Source organism: Sulfitobacter sp. L-8, assembly GCF_056859255.1.
In genome coordinates this window covers 61,870-81,209 of the sequence record NZ_JBSXOD010000029.1, presented here as the reverse complement: position 1 = coordinate 81,209, position 19,340 = coordinate 61,870, and the positions used below count along the sequence as shown (strand labels likewise).

The following is a 19,340-nucleotide window of genomic DNA, read 5'->3' as shown; positions in this document are numbered from 1 at the left end:
CCCACCTCATGCTCCAAACCCGGGCCCGCGCGCTTGACGGGACTCTCCGCGCCAAGTTCGAGCAGTGGTATCCCGGTCTGAAATCTCACGAAGAAACGCAAATGGTGGCCTGATTGCCCCGCACTTTGCGGTGCTCTCCACGACGTCTGTCCTGCGCTTGATCTCGCCGTTCAAACGTTCAATCGGATTCGTCGAATGCAACTTCGTCCGATGCTGTTGGGGAAAGGTCATGTAGGCGAGCACGTCTTCCTCGGCATCATCCATCAGCCCAGAGAGCCTAGGCAGCTTGGACCGCATCTGGTCGGCGACGTTGCGCCATTGGACTTTCGCCGCCGCATGGTCTGGCTGTGCAAAAGCGGTTGCGATAAAGGCGGAGACGACGCGTCGGCTGCTCTTGCCTGCATGCGCAAGAGCGTTCCTCTGGAAATGCACCCGACAACGCTGCCAGCTCGTGTTCAGCACGCGTGCGACTGAGGCCTTGATGCCTTCATGGGCATCACTGATGACCAGCTTCACACCACATAGCCCGCGCCGCACCAGATCGCGCAGAAACTCCGTCCAGAAGGTTTCGGCCTCGGACGGGCCGATGGACATGCCCAGCACCTCTCTGCGGCCGTCTGTATTGACGCCGACGGCGATGGTGACGGCAACGGAGACGATACGCCCGCCCTGGCGGACCTTGAGATAAGTCGCATCGATCCAAAGGTAGGGCCATTCGCCGTCAATTGGACGGGTAAGGAAGGCATCGACCCGCTCGTCGATCTCCTCGCACAGGCGGCTAACCTGGCTCTTCGAGATGCCGGTCCCACCCATCGCCTGGACGAGATCGTCCATAGAACGGGTTGAGACGCCATGGACATAAGCTTCTTGGATAACCGCGCTCAACGCCTTCTCTGTCGCCCGCCGCGGCTCCAGGAAAGAAGGAAAATAGCTGCCGGTGCGCAGCTTCGGGTTCCGCAGTTCCACGTTCCCGGCTCGCGTCTGCCAATCGCGTTCGCGGTAGCCGTTTCTCTGCGCCTTCCGCTCCGACGTCTTCTGATGATAGTCGGCCCCGGTTTTTGCGCCGACCTCCAGTTCCATCAGCCTTTCGGCGGCAAAACCGATCATATCTCGAAGAAGATCGGCATCCGCGCTCTTCTCGACAAGCTCTTTCAGGTCCATCATAGGTTTGGTCATCGGGGTCTTCCTTCGGTTCAGGTTGATGTTCGCAACCCGACCTTACCGAAAATTCACCGATGACCACCGCGCCTTTGATGACGTCCTACGGCGCCTCATGAAGGGCGCGGACGCCACCAAAAGCGCTACCAGAAGTTACACCTCTCCCTGGGACAGGACCTGACTGCGTTTGTGGCGTATCTGCGTGAGACGCTGATATCGGCCATACAATCGCAACTGCGCTTTCCAGGCGATATCCTTCGCTGCCTGTGACAGGTCTTTTTGTCGAACCAGTGACCACTGTCCCACCTTTGGCTTCAGCCGGTAGAGCCAGGCAGCCTCGAACAAGAGCGCGCGAACGTCCGAGGATCCTGCCTTAGTGATCCCGCGCGGGCGTATGCTGGACCCACTTGAGAATTCCCCCGGCACCAGGCCAAAGTAGCTCATCAGACGACGTGGGTTTTCAAACCGAGCAAAATCGCCGACTTCGGCGACAACCGCTGCGGCTATCACTATGTCAAGACCGCGAAGGGCTGTGAGTTCTCGCACGATCGGGGCCAAAACCCAGTCTGACATCAGGTTTTCAATCTGTCCGTCAATCTGGGCCCGTCGATCAACAGCTTGCTCTTCTTCATTGAGATAGCTCTGCAAAGCGAATTGCGTTGCAACATGGCCGAATTGAAGATCCGCCAGCCAGACCCAATGTCGATGTCCCCATTTCTTCCGTTCATAGCGCCGGCCGTGCTTCAGCAAGAAGCAGCTGATGCGCTGGCGTGCCTTACGAACTTGATGAGAGGATATGCGCCGCGCCTTGACCAGGTCCTGCATCGCCTCGTGGGTCGCATCCGGTGTCCAGATATAGGTGAGTTCACCGGCCCGGTGCAATCGGGCCAGATTCAGCGCGTCGATCGTATCGTTCTTCATGCGCCGCTTTCCCGGCTGAACAGGGGTTCTGGAGGGTGCAACGACGTCGCAGACATGTCCGAGTCCGATAAGATGGCGGTGCAGGCCATAGCCGCACGGACCTGCTTCATAGGCAAAAGATATCGCTTCAAACCTGACCGCCAATTTCTTGACCATTCGATTGATGGCGGTCGTCTCGTTCGGGATTGAACCCAAAGAGCAAAACTCGCCGGATCGTTCGCCTTCAGCAAAAGCCACAGCGATTGTATCCTTGTGTACATCGAGACCCACATAGGCATCAAAATTATCCATAACAGTTCTCCTTTCCTCGCCGCACGATTATGCACTGCAGTCACGGAAAACGGTCATCTCATCTGGCTCTTTGCAGGGGCCGACACAGGTGCGGAAACTTTGGCTCGCGCCATGACCATCATCGAAACAGCCAAGCTAAATGGCCTCGATCCACAGGCCTATCTCGCGGACGTTCTCGACCGTATCCACGACCACAAGATCAACAAGCTGGATGAGCTGCTGCCGTGGAACTGGAAGGCGCTACACCCTGAAGCAAGCAGTCAGGCCGCATAAACCGCGGTGCCAATGGCTTGGTTACGGAATAAGGGCGACTGCGTCATCCAGATCTGACCTACATCATCACAATCACGCTACTTGTCTCCGCAAGGCTTAGCTAAGTGAGATCGACGGCACTTGCCTTGCGACGCGAGCCCGTAGACCGCCAAGGATTGCTCTAGACGAGCTAATTTCTGGCCCGCGAAGAACTAATGGTGTAGACGCGGAACCGAGGCGATCAGTGAACGGGTGTAGCTGTCTTGCGGATTGTCCAGAACTTCAAGTGTACGCCCCCGCTCGACCGCCTGGCCTCCGTACATCACCATTACCGTATCGCAGAGATATTCTACGACAGAGATGTCGTGTGTAATGAATATGATAGACAGCCCGATCCGGTCGCGCAGATCTAGCAGCATGTTTAGGATTTGCATCTGGACCGAGATGTCGAGGGCGGAAACCGCCTCGTCTGCAACCAAAAACGAGGGTTCCATCACCAGGGCCCGCGCGATGCAGATACGCTGCCGCTGACCACCGGAAAACTGGAATGGATGCTTCTGGGACGCATCCGGTGACAACCCGACCAGCGACAGGGTCTCCGCCACCCGGTCGTCTCGTTCAGATTTCGCCATGCCGGCAATCGCCAGTCCCTCGGCGATGGCCTCGCCAATGCGCATACGCGGGTTAAGAGACGCATAGGGATCCTGAAACACCATCTGGATGCCGCGCCGCACCGGGGGTACACCCGAGACGCCGGGTCCGAACAGGTCGCGTCCGGCCAGAGATAGACTTCCGGCGTCAGGTTCTTCCAGGCCTACAAGCACGCGGGCCAAAGTCGATTTTCCGCATCCACTTTCGCCGACGATGCCGAAGATCTCTCCGGGTTGCACATCGAAACTAACTCCCTGCAGGGCCCTGGTCTCTGACGGCGGAGCGAACCAGCCGTGGGACCGGTGGAAGGTCTTCCTGATATCTCGGGCAGACATGGAGACGGTGGGACTGGTATGTATCATTCAGAAGGCCTCACGCATTTTGCGCGCCACTGCGGGCTTAGCTCTTTGACGGGTATGGGGGCTTCGGCACAGGCGGCATCCGCCTTGCCACAGCGATCCCGGAACCGGCAGCCGACATCCCAGTCAAGGGGCGACGGTACGGTGCCGGGGATTCCCTGCCGCCGTTTGCCATCGACCCTGCGCCCTGGTGCACAGTTCAGAAGCGCCTGGGTGTAGGGATGCGCCGAACGGCCGATCACGTCTGCCTCGGTCCCGGTTTCCATCAGGACACCGCCGTACAGCACCCCGACCCTATCTGTGTATTGATGGACAAGCGACAGGTCGTGAGAGATGAAGAGCACCGACAAACCGTGTTTCTGGCGGAGCCTCTGGATAATCTCCATTACTTCGCGCTGAATAGTCACGTCCAGAGCGGTCGTCGGTTCGTCGGCGATCAGCAGCTTGGGATTGTTGGCAAGCGCCATCGCGACCATGGCGCGTTGGCGCATCCCGCCAGACAGTTCATGTGGAAACAGCCGCGCGATCTTGATCGGGTTATCGAACCGCACCTCCGACAGCAACGTCTCGATCCGTTCGGTCCGCGTTTTTTTGGACTGCTTGCTGTGCAGTTCCAGCGTTTCCTCGATCTGGCGCCCGATCGGCATCAGCGGATCGAGCGAAGTCATCGGCTCTTGGAAAATCATCGAGATCGCGCCGCCCCGCAGCCTGCGCATCCTCGACTCCGGCAGGGTGATGAGCGAGTCACCGCAGAAATCAAGTTCGCCTTCGATTTCCAGCAGCGAGGACGGAAGCAGCCGCATGATTCCACGGGCGATCATCGTCTTGCCCGAACCGCTTTCCCCAACGAGAGAGAAGAACTCGCCCGCATTGATTTCGAAGGACACGTCGGAAACGATCTTAATCCGCTTGCGCCCCTCACGGACGAACAATGACAGGTTGCGCGCGGACAGTACCGGCGGATCGGTCCTGGTTGCGGCGTCCCGGGGTGGGGTCTGTGAGTCTGTATCTCGTATCATATCAGGTTCAGTGTCTTTTTCGGGTCATACTGGTCACGCAGCCAGTCTCCCAGAAGGTTCAGGGACAGCACGGTCATGAAGATCCCCGCGCCGGGCATCACGGCCAGCCACCAGGCCCGCGTGATGTAGGAGCGGCCTTCGGCCAGCATGCCGCCCCAGGTGGCGATCTGCGGCGGGACACCCAGGCCGAGAAAGCTCAACGAGGCCTCTGCCAAGATTGCGGTGGCCATGGAAAAGGTGCCGACGATGATCGCCGAAGCCATTAGGTTTGGAAGGATGTGCCGCCGCATGACCCACAACAACCCTCCTCCCATCACACGGGATGATTCAACATAGGCCAGTGATCGCAGGACCATCGCCTGTGCGCGGGCCATTCGCGAATAGGGAATCCACCGCTGGATCACGAGCGCGAAGATTACGTTAGTCAGGCTCTGCCCCAAAAAGGCGAGAATCGCGATAGCCAGCAGGATCGGCGGAAAGGCCCAGAAGGATTCCACGATTTTCTGCGTCACCAGATCCCAGGCGCCCCGCAGGTAACCAGACAGCGCGCCGACAGTGACACCGACGACCCCCGAAATGACCACGACCGACGCCGCGATGGCGAGTGATACGCGGGCGCCCGAGATCATGCGCGCGAGAATATCGCGGCCCAGGTGGTCGGTGCCAAGGAGATGCCCGTCCGTCAGTGGCGGGAGCAGCGAAGCCAGGAGGTTCTGCCGGTTCGCCCCGAAGGGCGTCAGCAGGTTTCCGAAGGCCGCAAGGAATAGGATGAAACCCAGCAGGAAGGCTCCGATTAGGAATTTGAGGTTGAAGAAATCGAACTTCATGGTCAGGCCTTGTTGCTGCGCAGGCGCGGGTCGATCAGGACGTAGAAGATGTCGATCAACAGGTTCAGCGCGATGAATAGGATGGTGTAGGAGGCCACGACCCCGGTCGTCAGGGGCATGTCCCTCACGCTGATCGATTGGAACAACAGGGTTCCGATGCCCGGCCATGAGAACACAACTTCGACGATGATGGACCCGCTGATCAGTGCGCCCAGTTCAAGCCCGATGATGGTGACGATCGGAATGGCCGCGTTGGGCATCAGGTGGCGCCGGACGATCGACCGCCTTTTCATGCCCTTGGCGACCGCGGTGAATACATGCTCTTCCTGACCTGCATCGATAACCGCAGCACGCGTGATCCGGGAAATTATCCCGATCATTGCTAGCGTCAGTGTCAGGGCGGGCAAGGCCAAGTATCGCAGGGCCTGGAAGAAGGTCTCGAAGGAGCCGGCCAATAGCGCATCTATGGTGACGAAGCCGGTCACCGTCGGCGCGGAAACGCCATAGGGCAGTCGGCCGCTGGAAGGGAACAGATTCATGTATCCTGAGAAGAAGAGCACTAGGAGGATGCCGACCCAGAATGACGGTGCGCTCACCCCTGAAATGGACAGCACGGACACGATCGCATCGATCACCTTGCCTTTGTTCAGGGCCGCGAGCATACCGAGCGGCACGGCAATCACGATGGCCAGAAGCAGCGCGTAGAACGACAGTTCGAGCGTAGCGGGCAAGCGTTCTCCGATCAGTTCGAACACCGGCGCACGGTAGCGATAGGATTCACCCAGGTCGAACCGGGCAAGGTTGCCTAGGAACTGGCCGTATTGCACCCAAACCGGACGATCCAGCCCCCAGGCCTCGCGTGTTTCGGCGACCTGCTCCTCGGTCGCGTCGTCGGGCAGCAGCAGTTCCGCCGCATCGCCCGGAGCCAACCTGAGAAGACCGAAGATGGCCATTGTTACAAGCAGAAGGACCGGGATCGCTCCGAGCAGCCTCGTCGTAATTAGGTGTAACAAACGTATGCTCCCAAATGTCGTTGCAGGCCGACCCGCGGCGATGCTGCCGCCGCGGGTCCATTGCAAGCCCTTGGCTTACATTGACATTTTCACGTCGGACAGCCAGATTTCGCCATCGGCGCTGGCATTCCACTCGATGCCCTTCTGCATGCCATGCACCAGGCGGTGCGACCACATGAAGAACATCGGCACCTCTTCGGCGATCAGTTCAGCCGCCTGCCGGACGATCTGGCAGCGCTCTTCCGGATCTAGGGTTTGACGTTCCTGCTGCAGCAGCGCGTCCAGTTCGGCGTTGGTGTAGCCAATCCGCTGCGTGACATCGGATTCAAGGTACTGCGACAGCGGCTCCGAGGGGTCCAGGAACAGGCCCCGGCCGAGGTAGTACATCGGCAGTTCACCGGCGCGCATCGCGGCGGTTAGATTGGCGTATTCCGGCACCTGCAGATCAACTTTGAATCCGACTTCGGTCAGCATCTGCGTCACGATTTCGGAAACTTGCCGGTCTGAGATGTAGCGGCCCGAAGCGGTCATGAACTCGATCGCCGGTCCGCCGTCTTCGTACCCGGCCTCAGCCAGAAGTTCGCGCGACTTTTCAGGATCATAGTCAATGACGAAATCGAGCGGCCCGCTGTAGCAGATCTGCTGTTCACCCAGGGGACCGTCCAGCTTGTCCGCAAGACCCATTAGAAACCGGTCGATAATTAGGTCCTTGTTGATGGCATGAGCGGCCGCCTGGCGCACTCGCTTGTCGGTCCAGGGTTCGAACTTGGGGTTGAAGGCCAAAAACATCTGTTCGATCGACGGGCTCTCCACGACGGAGATTGACTCGCTCCCTTCGATCCGCGACACCAGCTGAGGCGGGATCAGGCGAGCGATCTGCACTTCGCCATTCATCAGCGCAGTTACACGCTGCTCCGCCTCGCGGATCTGCCGGTAAACGGCGGTGTCGGGCGCGGCCTCAGCGATACCAGGGAAATCGTCGTTCTTCTCCAGCGCGATTTCTTGATCCAGCGTGTATGACGCAAGCTTGTAAGGACCCCAGCCATAGGGCGCGTCCTCGTCCGGTGACGCGCTGTCCTCGGCCAGTTCAGCGCTTGTGATGATGAAGCGGTCGAAGATGTAGGAAAGCAGCGACGCCAGGGGCTTTGTCGTAACGATCTCGAAGGTGTGTTCATCAACTTCGCGGATTGTCTCGACTTCGCTGAAGATGTTCTTCTGGATGCTCGCCGGATCGTTCAGGACACGATCATAAGAATGCAGCACATCTGTCGTCGTCGGGCCGGGGCCTCCATCGTGACGGACCAAGTCGTCGCGCAGCTTGAAGCGCCAAGTGTTGTCGTCGACGATTTCCCAGCTTTCCACTAAGATGCCTTCGTATTCCTTGGTGGCATAGTTGTAGCGCCCCAGGCAGCCATAAGTCTGGCACCAGACCGAATACATCTGCGCGTTACTCTCGGCGTAAGGCGTCGGAGAGGTCATCGGGAAGGTGCTGGTCACCATCAGCAGCTTGTCGTCTTGGGCCGCGGCGGGAACTGCCGTACCGAGGACCGCAAGCGCGCTCAGCGCTCCGGCGATCAGGCGGTTTCTGTTAGTCTTCATGTGGTCGTTCTCCCTTTCGCTTGTCGGATCTGCCCCCATCTTTCCGCTTGCGGGGGTCAAAATATACTTAGCCGTCTAAGTTTGTGGATGTGAAAACCCGTTTGGGTCCCCTGCCCTGCCTTCACTTATTTTTTAGTATCTCCCGCTCGCCTTCCGAGACTTCTCCGATGTCCCAGAAGATCCCAGCCATCATGGCCAGCCCGTCATCGTACAGGCCAATTAGCCCATGTTCGTTCGGCCCGTGCTGGCCGCAGCCGCCATAGCTCTGTGGCAGCCACATGACCGGAACCCCGAGCGTCTGTTTGAAAAATTCCGACGGCCCTGAGGCGCCGATGGTGGGAATTATGTTCGGATCACCGTCCATCGTCAGCGTCATCGACTTGGCGATCAGCTGCACCCAAGGGTGCTTGGGATCGGTGCGCGATGGCGGAAACATATCGCGTTCGGTGATCGGCTGCACCTCGACCTCAGGAAAGCCGTGGTCGTCTAGATGCTTCCGCAGCGCCGGAGCCACATCGTCGGCATTCGTGTCGACCGTGTGTCGCAACTGGATGCGCGACCGGGCATAGCCGGGGACCGCGGGCACCGGGTTCTCCGGCTGACCGCTGATCATGGACAGCACGATCGCGCTGTTCCAAGCATAGATACGTTCGGTCCGGCTCATCCCCGGCTCACCCCACCCTTCGTCCGGGGCGGGTGCGCCGGGCAAGTCCTTGACCTTCACCTTTCGGCTCGCCCCGCGTACAGAAACAGGAACGTTTTTGGGGCGCCATCCCTCAACCAGAATGCGGCCATCTCGAGAAATGATAGTAGAGATCGCATGGGCTAGGATCACCGCCGGGTCCTTCAGAAGCCCGCCCCAGTGCCCAGAGTGATGGCTACCCTCACGCAGATTAACGACCAGATCGATACCCAGACCGCCACGTGTACCCAGGGTGATATCAGCCACCTCCATACTCTGGCGCGGCCCGTCCAGCGCGATGAAGACATCCGCTGCTAGAATGTCCTTCTTGTCTTCCAAAAAATTTTGAAGCCCTGGCGATCCTGCCTCTTCTCCCATTTCGATCAGCACCGTGGCATTGAAACCAAGGGATCCGCGTTCCTCAATCACTGCGCGCAGGCCCTCAATCGCGATTAGGTGCTGGCCCTTATTATCTACCGTACCACGTCCGTAGACCCGCTTGCCCTCGACTTTTAAAGCCCATGGGTCCAAGTCTTCGCGCCAGCGTTCTGGCATAGCGCGCACCACGTCGCCATGCCCATAGACCAAGATCGTTGGCAGGGCGGTATCCTCGTGTCGCCGCGCGACGAGAAAGGGGCCGTGCTGCGGCAGCGGATTGTCGAAGATGTCGATCTTAAAGCCAAGGTTCTTCAAGTACGGGCCAACCACCTCGTGACAGTACCGTTCTAGTTCGGGCTTGCGCGAGGGTGGATGGCTTTCGGTCTGCACCGCAACCAGCCTGCCAAGCGTGTCCAAGAACTCGCCAGAAGCCAAGTAATTCTTCGCTCTCGCGATGGTGCTACTACGCGCGTCGACTGCCATTGTCTTCTTAGCCTTTCTTGCGGTCTGTTTTGGTGGCGCGGATATCTAGCCGAGAGGCCTTTCGCCCCTCTATGATGCCGGTCGCCCGGTCCTCTGCGCGCTTCAGATAACGGCAATAAGTATCGACCGCCGCGTTGGTCTCTCCGTCCGCCACAGATTGCGTGACCAACCGTAGAAGCCCGATAGTTATCCTGTGCTCATCCTGAGTTGTTGCGCGGAACAGCATGACCCGGACGTAATTTATCCGGCTTTGAAGAGAATCCAAAATTTGCACGGCGACCTCATTCCCGCCACCGGCCCAGATCAGGTGGACGAACCGACTGATGAAGCTAGTGTAGTCTTTGCTGTTCCTTTCGGCCGCATCTAGGGCCCGGTCCAGCAGTCGGCTCATCTTTTCAGTATCTTCCTCGTTGGCCTTGGCGATGAATCGCCGCAAGAGGGTCGATTCCAGGATGAGGCGGAGGTCGAAGATGTCGCGCACTTCATCCGGCGACAGCTCGGTGACCACGAGGCCTCGGGTGTTTTCGCGCCGGACTAACCCCTCGGCCTCCAGCAAGCGCAATGCCTCGCGCACCAGCGTCCGACTGACACCTGTTTCCTCACACAGATGCCTTTCAATTAGCGGCTCGCCCGGCCGGTAATGCAGCGACATGATTGCTTCACGGATAGTATTTGTGGCCTTGTCGCGAAATGTCTCGCTGTCGGCCCTCACGCGCATCTTCAAGTCCCAATTCCTCCTACTTGTGAAATGCGGGGGCCGGTCCACCCGCATCTTCGATGCGCCCACCGGCAGGCCGGCGCACACAGAGGAAGCAGGGGACAGGATCATACGACTGGCTCCATCTCGTCCCGGACCTTGACCTTCTCCAGCGCCACGAGGTCAGGAAGAGGGCGGGCTGTCAGCGGGTTGCGGGCCAGAAGCTGTTCCAGCGCAATCGCCGCGTGCATGACCTTCAGATCTTCGTTCCGGCGTCCGACGATCTGGATCCCAAAGGGCATACCCTCGCGATCGACGCCGCAGGGAATGGAAATGGCCGGATGGTTAAGCAGCGTGATCGCATAAGTCAGGCCGACATATTCGAAATAGTTCGACATTGGACGGTCGTTGACAACCGAGGGATAGACCTCGTGTTTCGGCCAAGGTGACACGCCGACGGTCGGCGTGATTAGCAGGTCGAATTCCCGGAAGAACAGTTGCGCTCGGCGGTACAGGTCCGTCTGGTCAGCCATCGCTTGGCCTACATCCGTAATCGAGAACTGCGAAGCATGTTCTAGGTTTTGAGCGACCAGCCGACCCCACTTGCCGGGGTGCGCCTGCTCCCGCTTGTTGTACATGCCGATATAGCTGACGGCCCGTAGCACTTCGTAAAGGTGGTCGACATTCTCCATCTCAGGTGACGCATCCGCGACCTCGCGGAAGGCCGATCCGAATATACCCAAGCGCTCGCGGAAGACCGCGCGCAGGCTGTCTTCGATCGGGGCAAAGCCCAAGTCTTCCGACACTGCTACACGCAGGCTCGAAAGATCGACGGGCCGGTCGTGCGAGTAATCCATGAATGAGGCAAGAGGATCCATTGGATCCGACGTCGCCATGGCCTTCAGCATGAAAAGCGTATCTTCTGCCGTCCGTGCCATTGGCCCCTGGACGGGAAAGTGCGTTGAACCGATCATCCGCTTGTCAGATGCAACGATGCCTGCCGTGGGTCGCATCCCGACGACACCGCAGAACGATGCGGGAATACGCAGGCTCCCGGCATTGTCCGACCCATGGGCCAGGGGCATCATGCCTGTCGCCAGCGCAATGGCAGACCCGCCGGACGATCCGCCACAGGTACGTGAAGGAACGAAGGGGTTGCCGCTGACGCCATAGACCGGGTTAAACGTGTTTCCCCCTGCACCGTGTTCCGGGGTGTTTGTCTTGGCAAAGATGTTGGCTCCCTTCGTCCGCAGGTTTGCCACAAGCGCCTCGTCCTTCTCGGGGACATTGTGGCGGAACATCTCGGATCCATAGGTCGTGGTTAGGCCAGCAGTGTCAACGAGGTCCTTGATTCCAACCGGCAAACCGTGAAGCGGCGGAAGGTCACCCCCAGCCATAACCTGCGCCTCGGCTTCCTTGGCACGGGCGCGGGCGGCTCCATAAGCTATCGCGACAACACCGGTGACCGGAGGGTTCACCGCCTCGATCCGGGCTAAACACGAATCCAGAAGCTCGACTGGCGACAGGACCTTATTGCCAATTTGCCTACGTGCTTCGACTGCGCTGAGATCGCAAGCCTGCATTTATTAACTTCCCTCGACCGGCCCGGTGACTGACCGAGCATATAAGACGTTCGGAGCTCGGCGGAAAACGCCTTGCCTCCACTTTGCATACATCGACCATAAATATAAACAATGAGTTAGGTCAATAATAAAGTTAGACCTCTATAATTATACATGCTTGCGCGCAGAGGAGCGGGTTAGGCTTGGCGTCTAAAAAGCTACCAAAATCCGAAAGGTTTCGTGGCAGCGGGCGCCTCAAAACGACCGAAAAGGATGCTTCGCGCGCGTGATAAAATTTCGGGGATCCGGCCGGTCAAGGCAATCCGAATCCGTCAAACGGTCCGTGCTTAGCCGAGCATGGCCGGCTCAGCCATAGTCAGCATCGAGTACACGGCAGAGGCGTGGGCCGGACGCCGCGCAGCCACGAATATTTCGACCGATCCGTTCATCGCGACCGCGCTCGACTTCAGGTTGTGGGGAGCTCAAAACTCCATCCGCTGCCCGAAAACCAACGAAGTTGATGCGCCATCCGTCAGCGCGCGCCATTCTAACTTGATGTTCGCATTGATCCGAACGCCCCGCAACAGATCGAGCAGCAGCCATAGCAGTGCCCAATGTGCGCAGGTCTGCCGGCCTGACCCCGCGTCATAGCCGATACCCTACCCGCGTCCCTTGCGCTGCCCTCTCCCGATAACTAAATTACTTCTTCCCCTAAAAAAATTAGCTGACCACGAACCAACAGCGATGCGAAGAACACCGAAATCAAATGCCGCATTAGGTCGATGTCCTTTTGGTTGCCCCTGCAGACGCTGGAAAACGGGAAGGTCGTTTCGGTAAAACCCTATGTCAGCTAACTGAAATTTACCTTTTCCAAGTCAGCCATCCGTTCGCCAAAACAAGAGCGAGTATGACCAGCGGTGTCACTGCATGACCGAATTCTCCGTGCAGAAGAACTGTCGCGGACGCGGCGCCCATGACGCAGCCTGCAAGGACGCTGCCAAGCAGGCGTGTTCGAGGCAGCGCAATCAGTGCGGCCGCGGTCCATTCCAGCAGGCCAGTGATGTAGTGAAACCAGTCGGGATAGCCCCAACGGTCATAGTCTGCGCGGATCTCTGTGCTGGCGAAAATGTTCAAGGCCCCACCCAAAAGGAAGAATGCGACAAGCGCGCCAGCGAAGATGTGGCGCCAGGGGATCGTAGACATGGGCTGTCCTCTATATTGTATCTAAAGGGATAAGGCCGTTCGCTCAAAGTGGACGAACGGTGGTGAACCGACGGTGGTGCCAGATGAGGGGCTGCCGGGTCTTGGCCAGGTCTATTGCCCTCGGCCGCCCGACAAAAAGGACGTGGTCTTCCGTCTCGATTTCTCCAGTGAGGCTGCAGTCCATCGCTACCATCGCCTCTCGCAGGCGGGGATGACCAGATGGCCAAGCCTCCCACGTGCCGTGATCGAAGCGCCGGTCGCGCGGAACCTTGCCTGCGAAGGCCTGAGCGACCGCTTGTTGATCGGCTTGCAGCATGGCGAATGAGAAGCCGCCGCTCGCGCGGATCAGCGAAGACAGTCTCGCGCCGGCGTCGATCGAGACTAGCAGCGAGGGTGGGTCGACGGCCAACGACAGAGCCGCCGTCACCGTGCGCCCGACGCGTTCGTCCGCATAGGCGGCCGTAACCACACATGCCGTCGCCGCAAGTGATGCCATGGCCTCGCGGAACGCGTTAGCGGGTTGGTCCGTTTTTGCGGATGCGATGGCAGTCATGACGCCTCCTTCTGCCCGGGCTCGGACGAGAAATGCGTCTGGAGCTTGTTCGGTATGCCGTCCATCTCGGCGGCATTCGCGGGCGGCTCGCCGGCAGCGGTGATGACAGGCCAAATCTCGGCGTACTTGCGGTTAAAATCGACCCAACGCTCGCTGTCTGGTTCCGTGTCGGGTCGTATGGCGTCCGCGGGGCATTCGGGTTCGCAAACGCCGCAATCAATGCATTCGTCGGGGTGGATGACGAGTGTATTCTCTCCCTCGTAGAAACAGTCAACGGGACAGACCTCGACGCAGTCCATGTATTTGCAGGCAATGCAGTTCTCGGTGACGACATATGTCATGGCGGACTCTTGGTTCGAGGAAGGCCCATGCGCGCCTAACGCGCGCATGGGAAGCGGCTGATCAGGCGAGGTTGGCCATTGCAAATTCGAAATTCGCGAGCCGATCCAAGAAGTTGTCGACGTAATCCGGACGGCGGTTGCGGTAGTCGACGTAGTAGCTATGCTCCCACACGTCCAGGCCGAGCAGCGCGGTCCCCTCGCCGGTAGCCAGTGGGTTTACCCCATTGGGCGTTTTCGTCACCCCAAGGCTGCCATCTGACTTCTGGATCAGCCAAGCCCAGCCGGACCCGAACTGCTCGGTGGCCGCAGCCTTGAACGCCTGCTTGAAGTCATCGACCGAGCCGAAGTCAGCGGTCAGCTTCTTTTCAAGCGCGCCGGGGATGCGACCGCCATTGGGCGAGAGCGCGTTCCAGAAGTGGATGTGGTTCCAGTGCTGGCCCGCCTGGTTGAAGATGCCTTCACGGTCGGCAACGCCATAGGTCGCGGTGATGATTTCCTCCAGCGACTTGCCCTGCAGGTCCGCGTTTCTTTCGACGAAACCGTTGAGGGCAGTCACATAAGCGTCGTGGTGCTTGTCGTGATGCAGTTCGAGCGTTTCGGTGCTCATCCCGAGACCCTCGAGGGCGGTGTGGGCGAAGTTAAGGGCTGGCAGTTCAAAGGCCATGTCAGGCTCCCTCTGATAGGTGCGGTTGCGCCGCGCGGTGCGACGGGTTATTAAAACAAGCAGGTACTTTGAAAACTTTTGGAGTCAATATGTCAAGTGATGTCTTGGAAAAAGAGGTGTGGTCGCCACGCTCCGCCTCCGAACGCGTCCTGATGGCTCTTAAGATGCATGGCGCGTTGACTTCGACCGAGGTGGGAGCCCGTCTCGGCACCTCTGGAGAGGCAGCACGACAGCAGCTTTTAAAGCTGGCAGAGGATGACCTCGTGGCCGACGAACGTAGGCCCTTCGGGCGCGGCCGGCCCTCAGTACGCTGGCGCTTAACCGAGAAGGGTCAGTCCCGTTTTCCCGACACTCACGCTGCGCTAACCGTGGACATCCTGCGCAGCATCTCGGGCGTCCTGGGCGAGGAAGCGCTGGACCGGATTATCCAGGCGCGCGAGTGGAAGACGCAAGCGCTTTATGAAGAGGCGATAGCTGACTGTGTGTCCCTACGTGATCGCTTAGGCAAACTGGTCGAACTGAGAAATGCTGAGGGTTACATGGCGGCTGCAGAGGAAGGCGAGGACGGGGAGTTTCGGCTGGTCGAAAACCACTGCCCGATATGCGCTGCGGCGACGGTTTGCCAAGGATTCTGCCGTGCTGAGAAGTCGGTGTTCGAGAACGTGCTGGGTGACGGCATCTCGGTCGAGCGGGTGGAGCATATCGTCAGCGGCGGGCGGCGCTGCACCTACGTCATCCGCGAGGCATCCTGATGGACGCGCCGCCCCGCCTCGTGGCACGTTTTCCCGAGGCCTTAGCCGAAGGCCTCGACGAGGCGATGATCCGCAAGGTCGTGCATCATTTCTACGCGGCCGCGCGCGAGGACCCGGTGATCGGCCCGGTGTTTCGCGCTCGGGTACCGGACGATCGCTGGCAGGCACATCTCGACTCGATCGAGGATTTCTGGTGCTCGAGCCTTCTTGGCACACGCCGCTACAAGGGTCGGCCCATGCCCAAGCACCTTGCGATTTCAGAGTTGAACGACGATCACTTCCGGCGCTGGCTGGCGCTGTTCCGGCACACGGTCACGCAGATTTGCCCCCAAAAGACCGCCGAGCTTTTCGTCGAGCGCTCCGAGCGCATTGCCGAGGCGTTCCGGATCAATATCGGCATGGACCGCGGCGAGGACCTGATGTTCCGGCCTAAACTTACGCGGGAAGCCTATCCATGAGGGAGCCGCCCGCCCCGCTGGTGCCTCGGTTTGACCTCAGCGGGCGCAATACGCTCGGTTTGCGGTCTCGTGCCAGCTACGGCGGCGTTCTGACCGACGAGAGCAAGATTATCGCGGCCGCGCAGTTCGCGGACCGCGTGGGCCTGCCCTTTCACATGCTTGGGCGCGGAAGCAACTGCCTGCTGGCCGAAAAGATCGACGCGGTGGTCGGGATCGCCGGCGCGCGCGGCCGCCGGTTGCAGCGTGTCGGAGGCGGCGTCCGCGTTACCGCCCGCGCAGGAGAGACATGGGATGACATCGTCCGCTGGACCGTCAGACGGGGCTTCGGCGGGCTCGAGAACCTTGCGGGGATTCCGGGTACAGCCGGGGCCGCTCCGATCCAGAACATCGGCGCTTTCGGCGTCGAGCTGAGCGACCTGGCCGAGAGCGTCGATGTCATCGATACTGCGGATTGGAAGCCACGTAGACTGGCAGCCGCCGAGTGTGGCTTCGGGTATCGCCAGAGCCGGTTCAAAAACGAGCCCGGGCGCTTTCTGGTGACCGGGATTACGCTTTACCTACCGACCAAATGGGACCCCGTTCTCTCACACGAAGGCCTGTCCGGATGCGCCTCTCCGAACGGACCGGCCAAGGTCATGAACGCCGTGTTGGCGCGGCGGCGCGCTCGGCTGCCTGATTGGCGGATTACTGGAAACGCGGGTTCTTTCTTTCATAATCCGGTCGTGCCGATTGCCGCCGCGGCCCGCATTCCGGACGTCTGCGGCCACCGGGTCCCGGGCGGCGTCAAGCTGCCGGCGGGCAAGATGCTCGATCTCTGCGGATTTCGCGGCCACGGATTGGGCGGCGCCGCATTTTCAGAGACCAACGCCCTGGTTCTCGTCAATGTTGGCGGAGCGACCTTGGGCGACGTGGACGCGCTTGCCGCGCGCGCACAAGACGCCGTTCGATTGAGGTTCGGCGTCGATCTCGTTCAGGAGCCATCGCGCGTTGGCAAGTGAGGCCCAATTGGCGGTCCGAATTGTTCTTCGGCGCCTTGCTTTCTTCTTTGGCGGCAAGTTCTAAAGTTTGTATCATCTGGTCTGAACGGTTGCGCTGGCAGCTGCGCGCATTGTTATCCAATCTTAAAAGGAATTCAGATAGGGTTCGCACCGACTATCTACAGAGTCCAGCCAGACATCTCCTGGTCGAAAGGCTTGGGGGTCTTCGGCGGGCAAAGCTGCGTAACCGTATACCGAAAGAGCGTGAGCCACCGCCGGGAGTGGTCGTTATTCAAGTCCGATATCGCACGGTGTGTATGCATACGCTGGCCCTAGTAGCCGCGTGTGCTAAGAAGGAGTGAGCGTTAGAAAGCCTCGATTTTGTCGAAATATGCCGATTATATATCAATTTGTAGTGGGCGCGGATTAGAGGACCGATCACCGGGTCCTCGCGCCTGGCCGTGTAGAAGTGATGCACGACCTTGCGAACCACGCGCGGCCATGACCTCCCTGCGATGCTGTAGGTGCAGCACCGCCCGCCGCCAACGATAAACTCCACCGAGATTCCGTCACCGAGTGCGTTCTCGAACATTACTTCCCGGCGCAGCAGAACCTCTGGCAAACCGGCTCCGCGGCGCGGATCGGGAAGTGGTTCTCCATAGGGCACAGTACTCAGTCCTCGCCCTCTTCGGCGGCTGCCATGTAGCCTTCGGCATTGTGCAGTTCGACCAGCTTTCCGGAGCGATCAGCTAGGAGCACGCAGTCGGCCATCGCCTCTTCGCAAAGCGCCTGCAACTTCGCCGTACGCATGAGTATGGTCCGGTCCAGAGCCTCTGAGCCTAGAACGTCCGGGATGCTGCGCAGGATGTTCACGGTCAGCGCTGCGTGGGTGTAGGGGAACCGTGTGAACTACCCAAGAATGCGCGCAATTCCGGCCTGAGCCTTTAGTAATACGGGCAGGTAACTATCAACCAATTCCTGTGGATTCGGCTGCGTTGCTGCCATCCCGGTGTTCAAGGCCGCAACCACGGCACCCTTGCTGTTGAGCACCGGCACCGCGAGCGACCGCAGGCTGATCTCAACCTCTTGGTCGACCATCGCATAGCCGCGCGTCCGCGCCGCCTGTACCTGCGCCATGATTTCCTCCGGGTCGGTCAGGCTGAACCGGGTGCGCGGGGACAGGTCGGACGCCTCGATGACGCGGCGCGCTTCCACGTCCGGCATCGCAGCCAGCAGCACCCGCCCCATGGAGGTGCTATGCGCCGGGAGGCGTGAGCCGGGCATCAGGCCGATCGACATGACCCGCCGCTGCGATGCGCGGGCGAGATAGACAATCTCGGTCTCGTCAAGGATGGCGACGGAACAGCTTTGGCCGATCTGTTCGGTCAGTTGATCCAGCCAGGGCTGAACGACCTGAGGCAGTTGCAAGCCACCGATGGCCCCGGTGCCAAGGCGCAAGCAGCGGTGTGTCAGCGTAAAGAACTTCCCGTCATAGGCGGCGTAGCCTTCGGCATGTAGCGTCAACAGGCATCGGCGCGAGGTGGCACGGTCAAGCCCGGTCAGCGCGGCGACCTCACTGATGGACAGCTTGGGGCGCTGTGCGTCGAAACACTCGATCACCCGAAGTCCCTTAGCGAGAGAGGAGACTGTACTGCTAGATTTGTTCGACATGCGCACATCAAATGACGCAATGCGAACAAATGTCAACATACGCACAAATTTCTGGCCGTGCAGGCATCTGCCCGCTAGACCCTCTGCAACCTGAGGAGACCAGCAATGGACAAAACACTTCCTACCGTGGCCGAGGCTGTGGCCGACATCCCGGATGGGGCGACGGTGATGATCGGGGGGTTTGGCGGCTCTGGCGCGCCCATCGAACTGATCCACGCCCTTATCGACCGCTTTCGCGCCACTGGCAGCCCGGCGGCGATTACTGTCATCAACAACAACGCAGGCAACGGCTATTGTGGGATCGCCGCGATGATTAAAGCGGGCATGGTCCGCAAGATGGTTTGCTCATTCCCGCGCAGTTCCAACGCCGAAGCCTTCAACGAAAAGTACCTCGCGGGCGAGATCGAGCTGGACCTCGTCCCCCAAGGCACATTGGCCGAGCGCATCCGCGCCGCCGGTGCTGGCATCCCGGCCTTTTACACGCCAACCTCCTTCGGCACGGAACTTGCCGAAGGCAAACCGACTGAAGAATTCGACGGCAAGATGTATGTCCGCGAAAGATGGCTGAAGGCGGATTACGCGCTGATCAAGGGGCAGGACGGAGATCCCACCGGCAACCTCACCTACCGCATGGCGGGACGCAACTTTAACCCGCTGATGGCCATGGCGGCAAAAAGAACCATCGCGCAGGTCAGCGTGCTCGGCGAGCCTGGCAGCATTGACCCGCAAGCGGTCATCACTCCGGGCATCTTTGTCGACGCCATTGTGGAAGTGGCCGAACCTCAACAAGAAGAAGTGCTTGTGCGCACGGGAGTGGTTTACTGATGGC

20 protein-coding genes and 1 pseudogene are annotated in these 19,340 nt (G+C 59.7%); 5 read left to right on the top strand and 16 right to left on the bottom strand.

The features are described 5' to 3' along the window. Nucleotides 1-6: 6 nt before the first annotated feature. Nucleotides 7-1,176, bottom strand: coding sequence for an IS256 family transposase (locus AC13DE_RS02825; RefSeq protein ID WP_483046981.1), 1,170 nt, complete (start codon nucleotides 1,174-1,176; stop codon nucleotides 7-9). Between the two features lie 135 nt (nucleotides 1,177-1,311). Further along, nucleotides 1,312-2,370 carry an IS110 family RNA-guided transposase gene (locus AC13DE_RS02820; RefSeq protein ID WP_483046980.1) on the bottom strand — a complete coding sequence of 353 codons (1,059 nt, stop codon included), beginning with the start codon at nucleotides 2,368-2,370 and terminating at the stop codon, nucleotides 1,312-1,314. 51 nt (nucleotides 2,371-2,421) lie between these two features. Here AC13DE_RS02820 and AC13DE_RS02815 point away from each other — a divergent pair. Next, a pseudogene (locus AC13DE_RS02815) lies at nucleotides 2,422-2,643 on the top strand (transposase domain-containing protein); the annotation flags it as partial. A 191-nt stretch (nucleotides 2,644-2,834) separates the two neighbouring features. Here AC13DE_RS02815 and AC13DE_RS02810 read toward each other — a convergent pair. From AC13DE_RS02810 to AC13DE_RS02755, 12 genes are all read right to left on the bottom strand, one after another. Further along, nucleotides 2,835-3,635: an ATP-binding cassette domain-containing protein gene (locus AC13DE_RS02810; protein WP_483046979.1), complete on the bottom strand. Its 801-nt coding sequence runs from the start codon at nucleotides 3,633-3,635 to the stop codon at nucleotides 2,835-2,837. Then, a complete protein-coding gene (locus AC13DE_RS02805; RefSeq protein ID WP_483046978.1) occupies nucleotides 3,632-4,651 on the bottom strand; it encodes an ABC transporter ATP-binding protein in 1,020 nt (339 codons plus the stop codon). Before AC13DE_RS02805 ends, AC13DE_RS02810 begins: the two co-directional genes overlap by 4 nt. Next, entirely contained in the window at nucleotides 4,648-5,478 is an 831-nt protein-coding gene (locus AC13DE_RS02800; RefSeq protein WP_322330077.1) for an ABC transporter permease, read from the bottom strand. The genes AC13DE_RS02805 and AC13DE_RS02800 overlap by 4 nt, the downstream gene beginning before the upstream one ends. Before the next feature lie 2 nt (nucleotides 5,479-5,480). Continuing rightward, nucleotides 5,481-6,491 carry an ABC transporter permease gene (locus AC13DE_RS02795; protein ID WP_483046977.1) on the bottom strand — a complete coding sequence of 337 codons (1,011 nt, stop codon included), beginning with the start codon at nucleotides 6,489-6,491 and terminating at the stop codon, nucleotides 5,481-5,483. A 75-nt stretch (nucleotides 6,492-6,566) separates the two neighbouring features. Beyond that, nucleotides 6,567-8,090 carry an ABC transporter substrate-binding protein gene (locus AC13DE_RS02790; RefSeq protein WP_483046976.1) on the bottom strand — a complete coding sequence of 508 codons (1,524 nt, stop codon included), beginning with the start codon at nucleotides 8,088-8,090 and terminating at the stop codon, nucleotides 6,567-6,569. Nucleotides 8,091-8,211: 121 nt separating this feature from the next. Further along, nucleotides 8,212-9,633, bottom strand: coding sequence for a M20/M25/M40 family metallo-hydrolase (locus AC13DE_RS02785; RefSeq protein WP_483046975.1), 1,422 nt, complete (start codon nucleotides 9,631-9,633; stop codon nucleotides 8,212-8,214). A 7-nt stretch (nucleotides 9,634-9,640) separates the two neighbouring features. Beyond that, complete coding sequence (locus AC13DE_RS02780; RefSeq protein WP_483046974.1) at nucleotides 9,641-10,462, bottom strand: GntR family transcriptional regulator; 822 nt, start codon at nucleotides 10,460-10,462, stop codon at nucleotides 9,641-9,643. Next, complete coding sequence (locus AC13DE_RS02775; protein WP_483046973.1) at nucleotides 10,459-11,913, bottom strand: amidase; 1,455 nt, start codon at nucleotides 11,911-11,913, stop codon at nucleotides 10,459-10,461. Before AC13DE_RS02775 ends, AC13DE_RS02780 begins: the two co-directional genes overlap by 4 nt. Nucleotides 11,914-12,753: 840 nt before the next feature. Continuing rightward, a complete protein-coding gene (locus tag AC13DE_RS02770; RefSeq protein WP_483046972.1) occupies nucleotides 12,754-13,095 on the bottom strand; it encodes a DoxX family protein in 342 nt (113 codons plus the stop codon). A gap of 43 nt (nucleotides 13,096-13,138) precedes the next feature. Continuing rightward, the gene (locus AC13DE_RS02765) at nucleotides 13,139-13,648 is read right to left on the bottom strand and encodes a flavin reductase family protein (protein WP_483046971.1); all 510 of its coding nucleotides are present in this window, start codon (nucleotides 13,646-13,648) and stop codon (nucleotides 13,139-13,141) included. Continuing rightward, on the bottom strand, nucleotides 13,645-13,989 hold the full coding sequence (fdxA, locus tag AC13DE_RS02760; RefSeq protein ID WP_322330084.1) for a ferredoxin FdxA: 345 nt from the start codon (nucleotides 13,987-13,989) through the stop codon (nucleotides 13,645-13,647). The genes AC13DE_RS02765 and fdxA overlap by 4 nt, the downstream gene beginning before the upstream one ends. A 61-nt stretch (nucleotides 13,990-14,050) precedes the next feature. Further along, on the bottom strand, nucleotides 14,051-14,653 hold the full coding sequence (locus tag AC13DE_RS02755) for a superoxide dismutase (RefSeq protein WP_483046970.1): 603 nt from the start codon (nucleotides 14,651-14,653) through the stop codon (nucleotides 14,051-14,053). Nucleotides 14,654-14,742: 89 nt separating this feature from the next. Between AC13DE_RS02755 and AC13DE_RS02750 the strand changes: the two genes are divergently transcribed. From AC13DE_RS02750 to murB, 3 genes are read left to right on the top strand one after another with little or no spacing between them, the layout of a single operon-like run. Next, nucleotides 14,743-15,405, top strand: a complete 663-nt coding sequence (locus AC13DE_RS02750) for a helix-turn-helix transcriptional regulator (RefSeq protein WP_483046969.1) — start codon at nucleotides 14,743-14,745, stop codon at nucleotides 15,403-15,405. Then, entirely contained in the window at nucleotides 15,405-15,863 is a 459-nt protein-coding gene (locus AC13DE_RS02745) for a group III truncated hemoglobin (RefSeq protein WP_394380306.1), read from the top strand. Before AC13DE_RS02750 ends, AC13DE_RS02745 begins: the two co-directional genes overlap by 1 nt. Beyond that, complete coding sequence (gene murB, locus AC13DE_RS02740) at nucleotides 15,860-16,861, top strand: UDP-N-acetylmuramate dehydrogenase (protein WP_483046968.1); 1,002 nt, start codon at nucleotides 15,860-15,862, stop codon at nucleotides 16,859-16,861. The genes AC13DE_RS02745 and murB overlap by 4 nt, the downstream gene beginning before the upstream one ends. A 651-nt stretch (nucleotides 16,862-17,512) precedes the next feature. Here murB and AC13DE_RS02735 read toward each other — a convergent pair. Together AC13DE_RS02735 and AC13DE_RS02730 are read right to left on the bottom strand one after the other, a co-directional pair. Further along, a complete protein-coding gene (locus AC13DE_RS02735; protein ID WP_322330090.1) occupies nucleotides 17,513-17,650 on the bottom strand; it encodes a hypothetical protein in 138 nt (45 codons plus the stop codon). 99 nt (nucleotides 17,651-17,749) lie between these two features. Further along, the gene (locus AC13DE_RS02730; protein WP_483046967.1) at nucleotides 17,750-18,511 is read right to left on the bottom strand and encodes an IclR family transcriptional regulator domain-containing protein; all 762 of its coding nucleotides are present in this window, start codon (nucleotides 18,509-18,511) and stop codon (nucleotides 17,750-17,752) included. A 105-nt stretch (nucleotides 18,512-18,616) separates the two neighbouring features. Between AC13DE_RS02730 and AC13DE_RS02725 the strand changes: the two genes are divergently transcribed. Then, nucleotides 18,617-19,336 (top strand): 3-oxoacid CoA-transferase subunit A, encoded by a 720-nt coding sequence (locus AC13DE_RS02725; protein WP_483046966.1) that lies wholly within the window; start codon nucleotides 18,617-18,619, stop codon nucleotides 19,334-19,336. Nucleotides 19,337-19,340 lie beyond the last annotated feature (4 nt).

Bases quoted from the DNA above. Each gene is read 5' to 3' on its own strand.
- AC13DE_RS02780 (WP_483046974.1), bottom strand. From the start codon at position 10,462: ATGATCCTGTCCCCTGCTTCCTCTGTGTGCGCCGGCCTGCCGGTGGGC.
- AC13DE_RS02810 (WP_483046979.1), bottom strand. From the start codon at position 3,635: ATGATACATACCAGTCCCACCGTCTCCATGTCTGCCCGAGATATCAGG.
- AC13DE_RS02750 (WP_483046969.1), top strand. From the start codon at position 14,743: ATGTCAAGTGATGTCTTGGAAAAAGAGGTGTGGTCGCCACGCTCCGCC.
- AC13DE_RS02745 (WP_394380306.1), top strand. From the start codon at position 15,405: ATGGACGCGCCGCCCCGCCTCGTGGCACGTTTTCCCGAGGCCTTAGCC.
- AC13DE_RS02805 (WP_483046978.1), bottom strand. From the start codon at position 4,651: ATGATACGAGATACAGACTCACAGACCCCACCCCGGGACGCCGCAACC.
- AC13DE_RS02790 (WP_483046976.1), bottom strand. From the start codon at position 8,090: ATGAAGACTAACAGAAACCGCCTGATCGCCGGAGCGCTGAGCGCGCTT.
- AC13DE_RS02825 (WP_483046981.1), bottom strand. From the start codon at position 1,176: ATGACCAAACCTATGATGGACCTGAAAGAGCTTGTCGAGAAGAGCGCG.
- AC13DE_RS02730 (WP_483046967.1), bottom strand. From the start codon at position 18,511: ATGTCGAACAAATCTAGCAGTACAGTCTCCTCTCTCGCTAAGGGACTT.
- AC13DE_RS02770 (WP_483046972.1), bottom strand. From the start codon at position 13,095: ATGTCTACGATCCCCTGGCGCCACATCTTCGCTGGCGCGCTTGTCGCA.
- AC13DE_RS02765 (WP_483046971.1), bottom strand. From the start codon at position 13,648: ATGACTGCCATCGCATCCGCAAAAACGGACCAACCCGCTAACGCGTTC.
- murB (WP_483046968.1), top strand. From the start codon at position 15,860: ATGAGGGAGCCGCCCGCCCCGCTGGTGCCTCGGTTTGACCTCAGCGGG.
- AC13DE_RS02785 (WP_483046975.1), bottom strand. From the start codon at position 9,633: ATGGCAGTCGACGCGCGTAGTAGCACCATCGCGAGAGCGAAGAATTAC.
- fdxA (WP_322330084.1), bottom strand. From the start codon at position 13,989: ATGACATATGTCGTCACCGAGAACTGCATTGCCTGCAAATACATGGAC.
- AC13DE_RS02735 (WP_322330090.1), bottom strand. From the start codon at position 17,650: ATGCGTACGGCGAAGTTGCAGGCGCTTTGCGAAGAGGCGATGGCCGAC.
- AC13DE_RS02775 (WP_483046973.1), bottom strand. From the start codon at position 11,913: ATGCAGGCTTGCGATCTCAGCGCAGTCGAAGCACGTAGGCAAATTGGC.
- AC13DE_RS02725 (WP_483046966.1), top strand. From the start codon at position 18,617: ATGGACAAAACACTTCCTACCGTGGCCGAGGCTGTGGCCGACATCCCG.
- AC13DE_RS02755 (WP_483046970.1), bottom strand. From the start codon at position 14,653: ATGGCCTTTGAACTGCCAGCCCTTAACTTCGCCCACACCGCCCTCGAG.
- AC13DE_RS02800 (WP_322330077.1), bottom strand. From the start codon at position 5,478: ATGAAGTTCGATTTCTTCAACCTCAAATTCCTAATCGGAGCCTTCCTG.
- AC13DE_RS02820 (WP_483046980.1), bottom strand. From the start codon at position 2,370: ATGGATAATTTTGATGCCTATGTGGGTCTCGATGTACACAAGGATACA.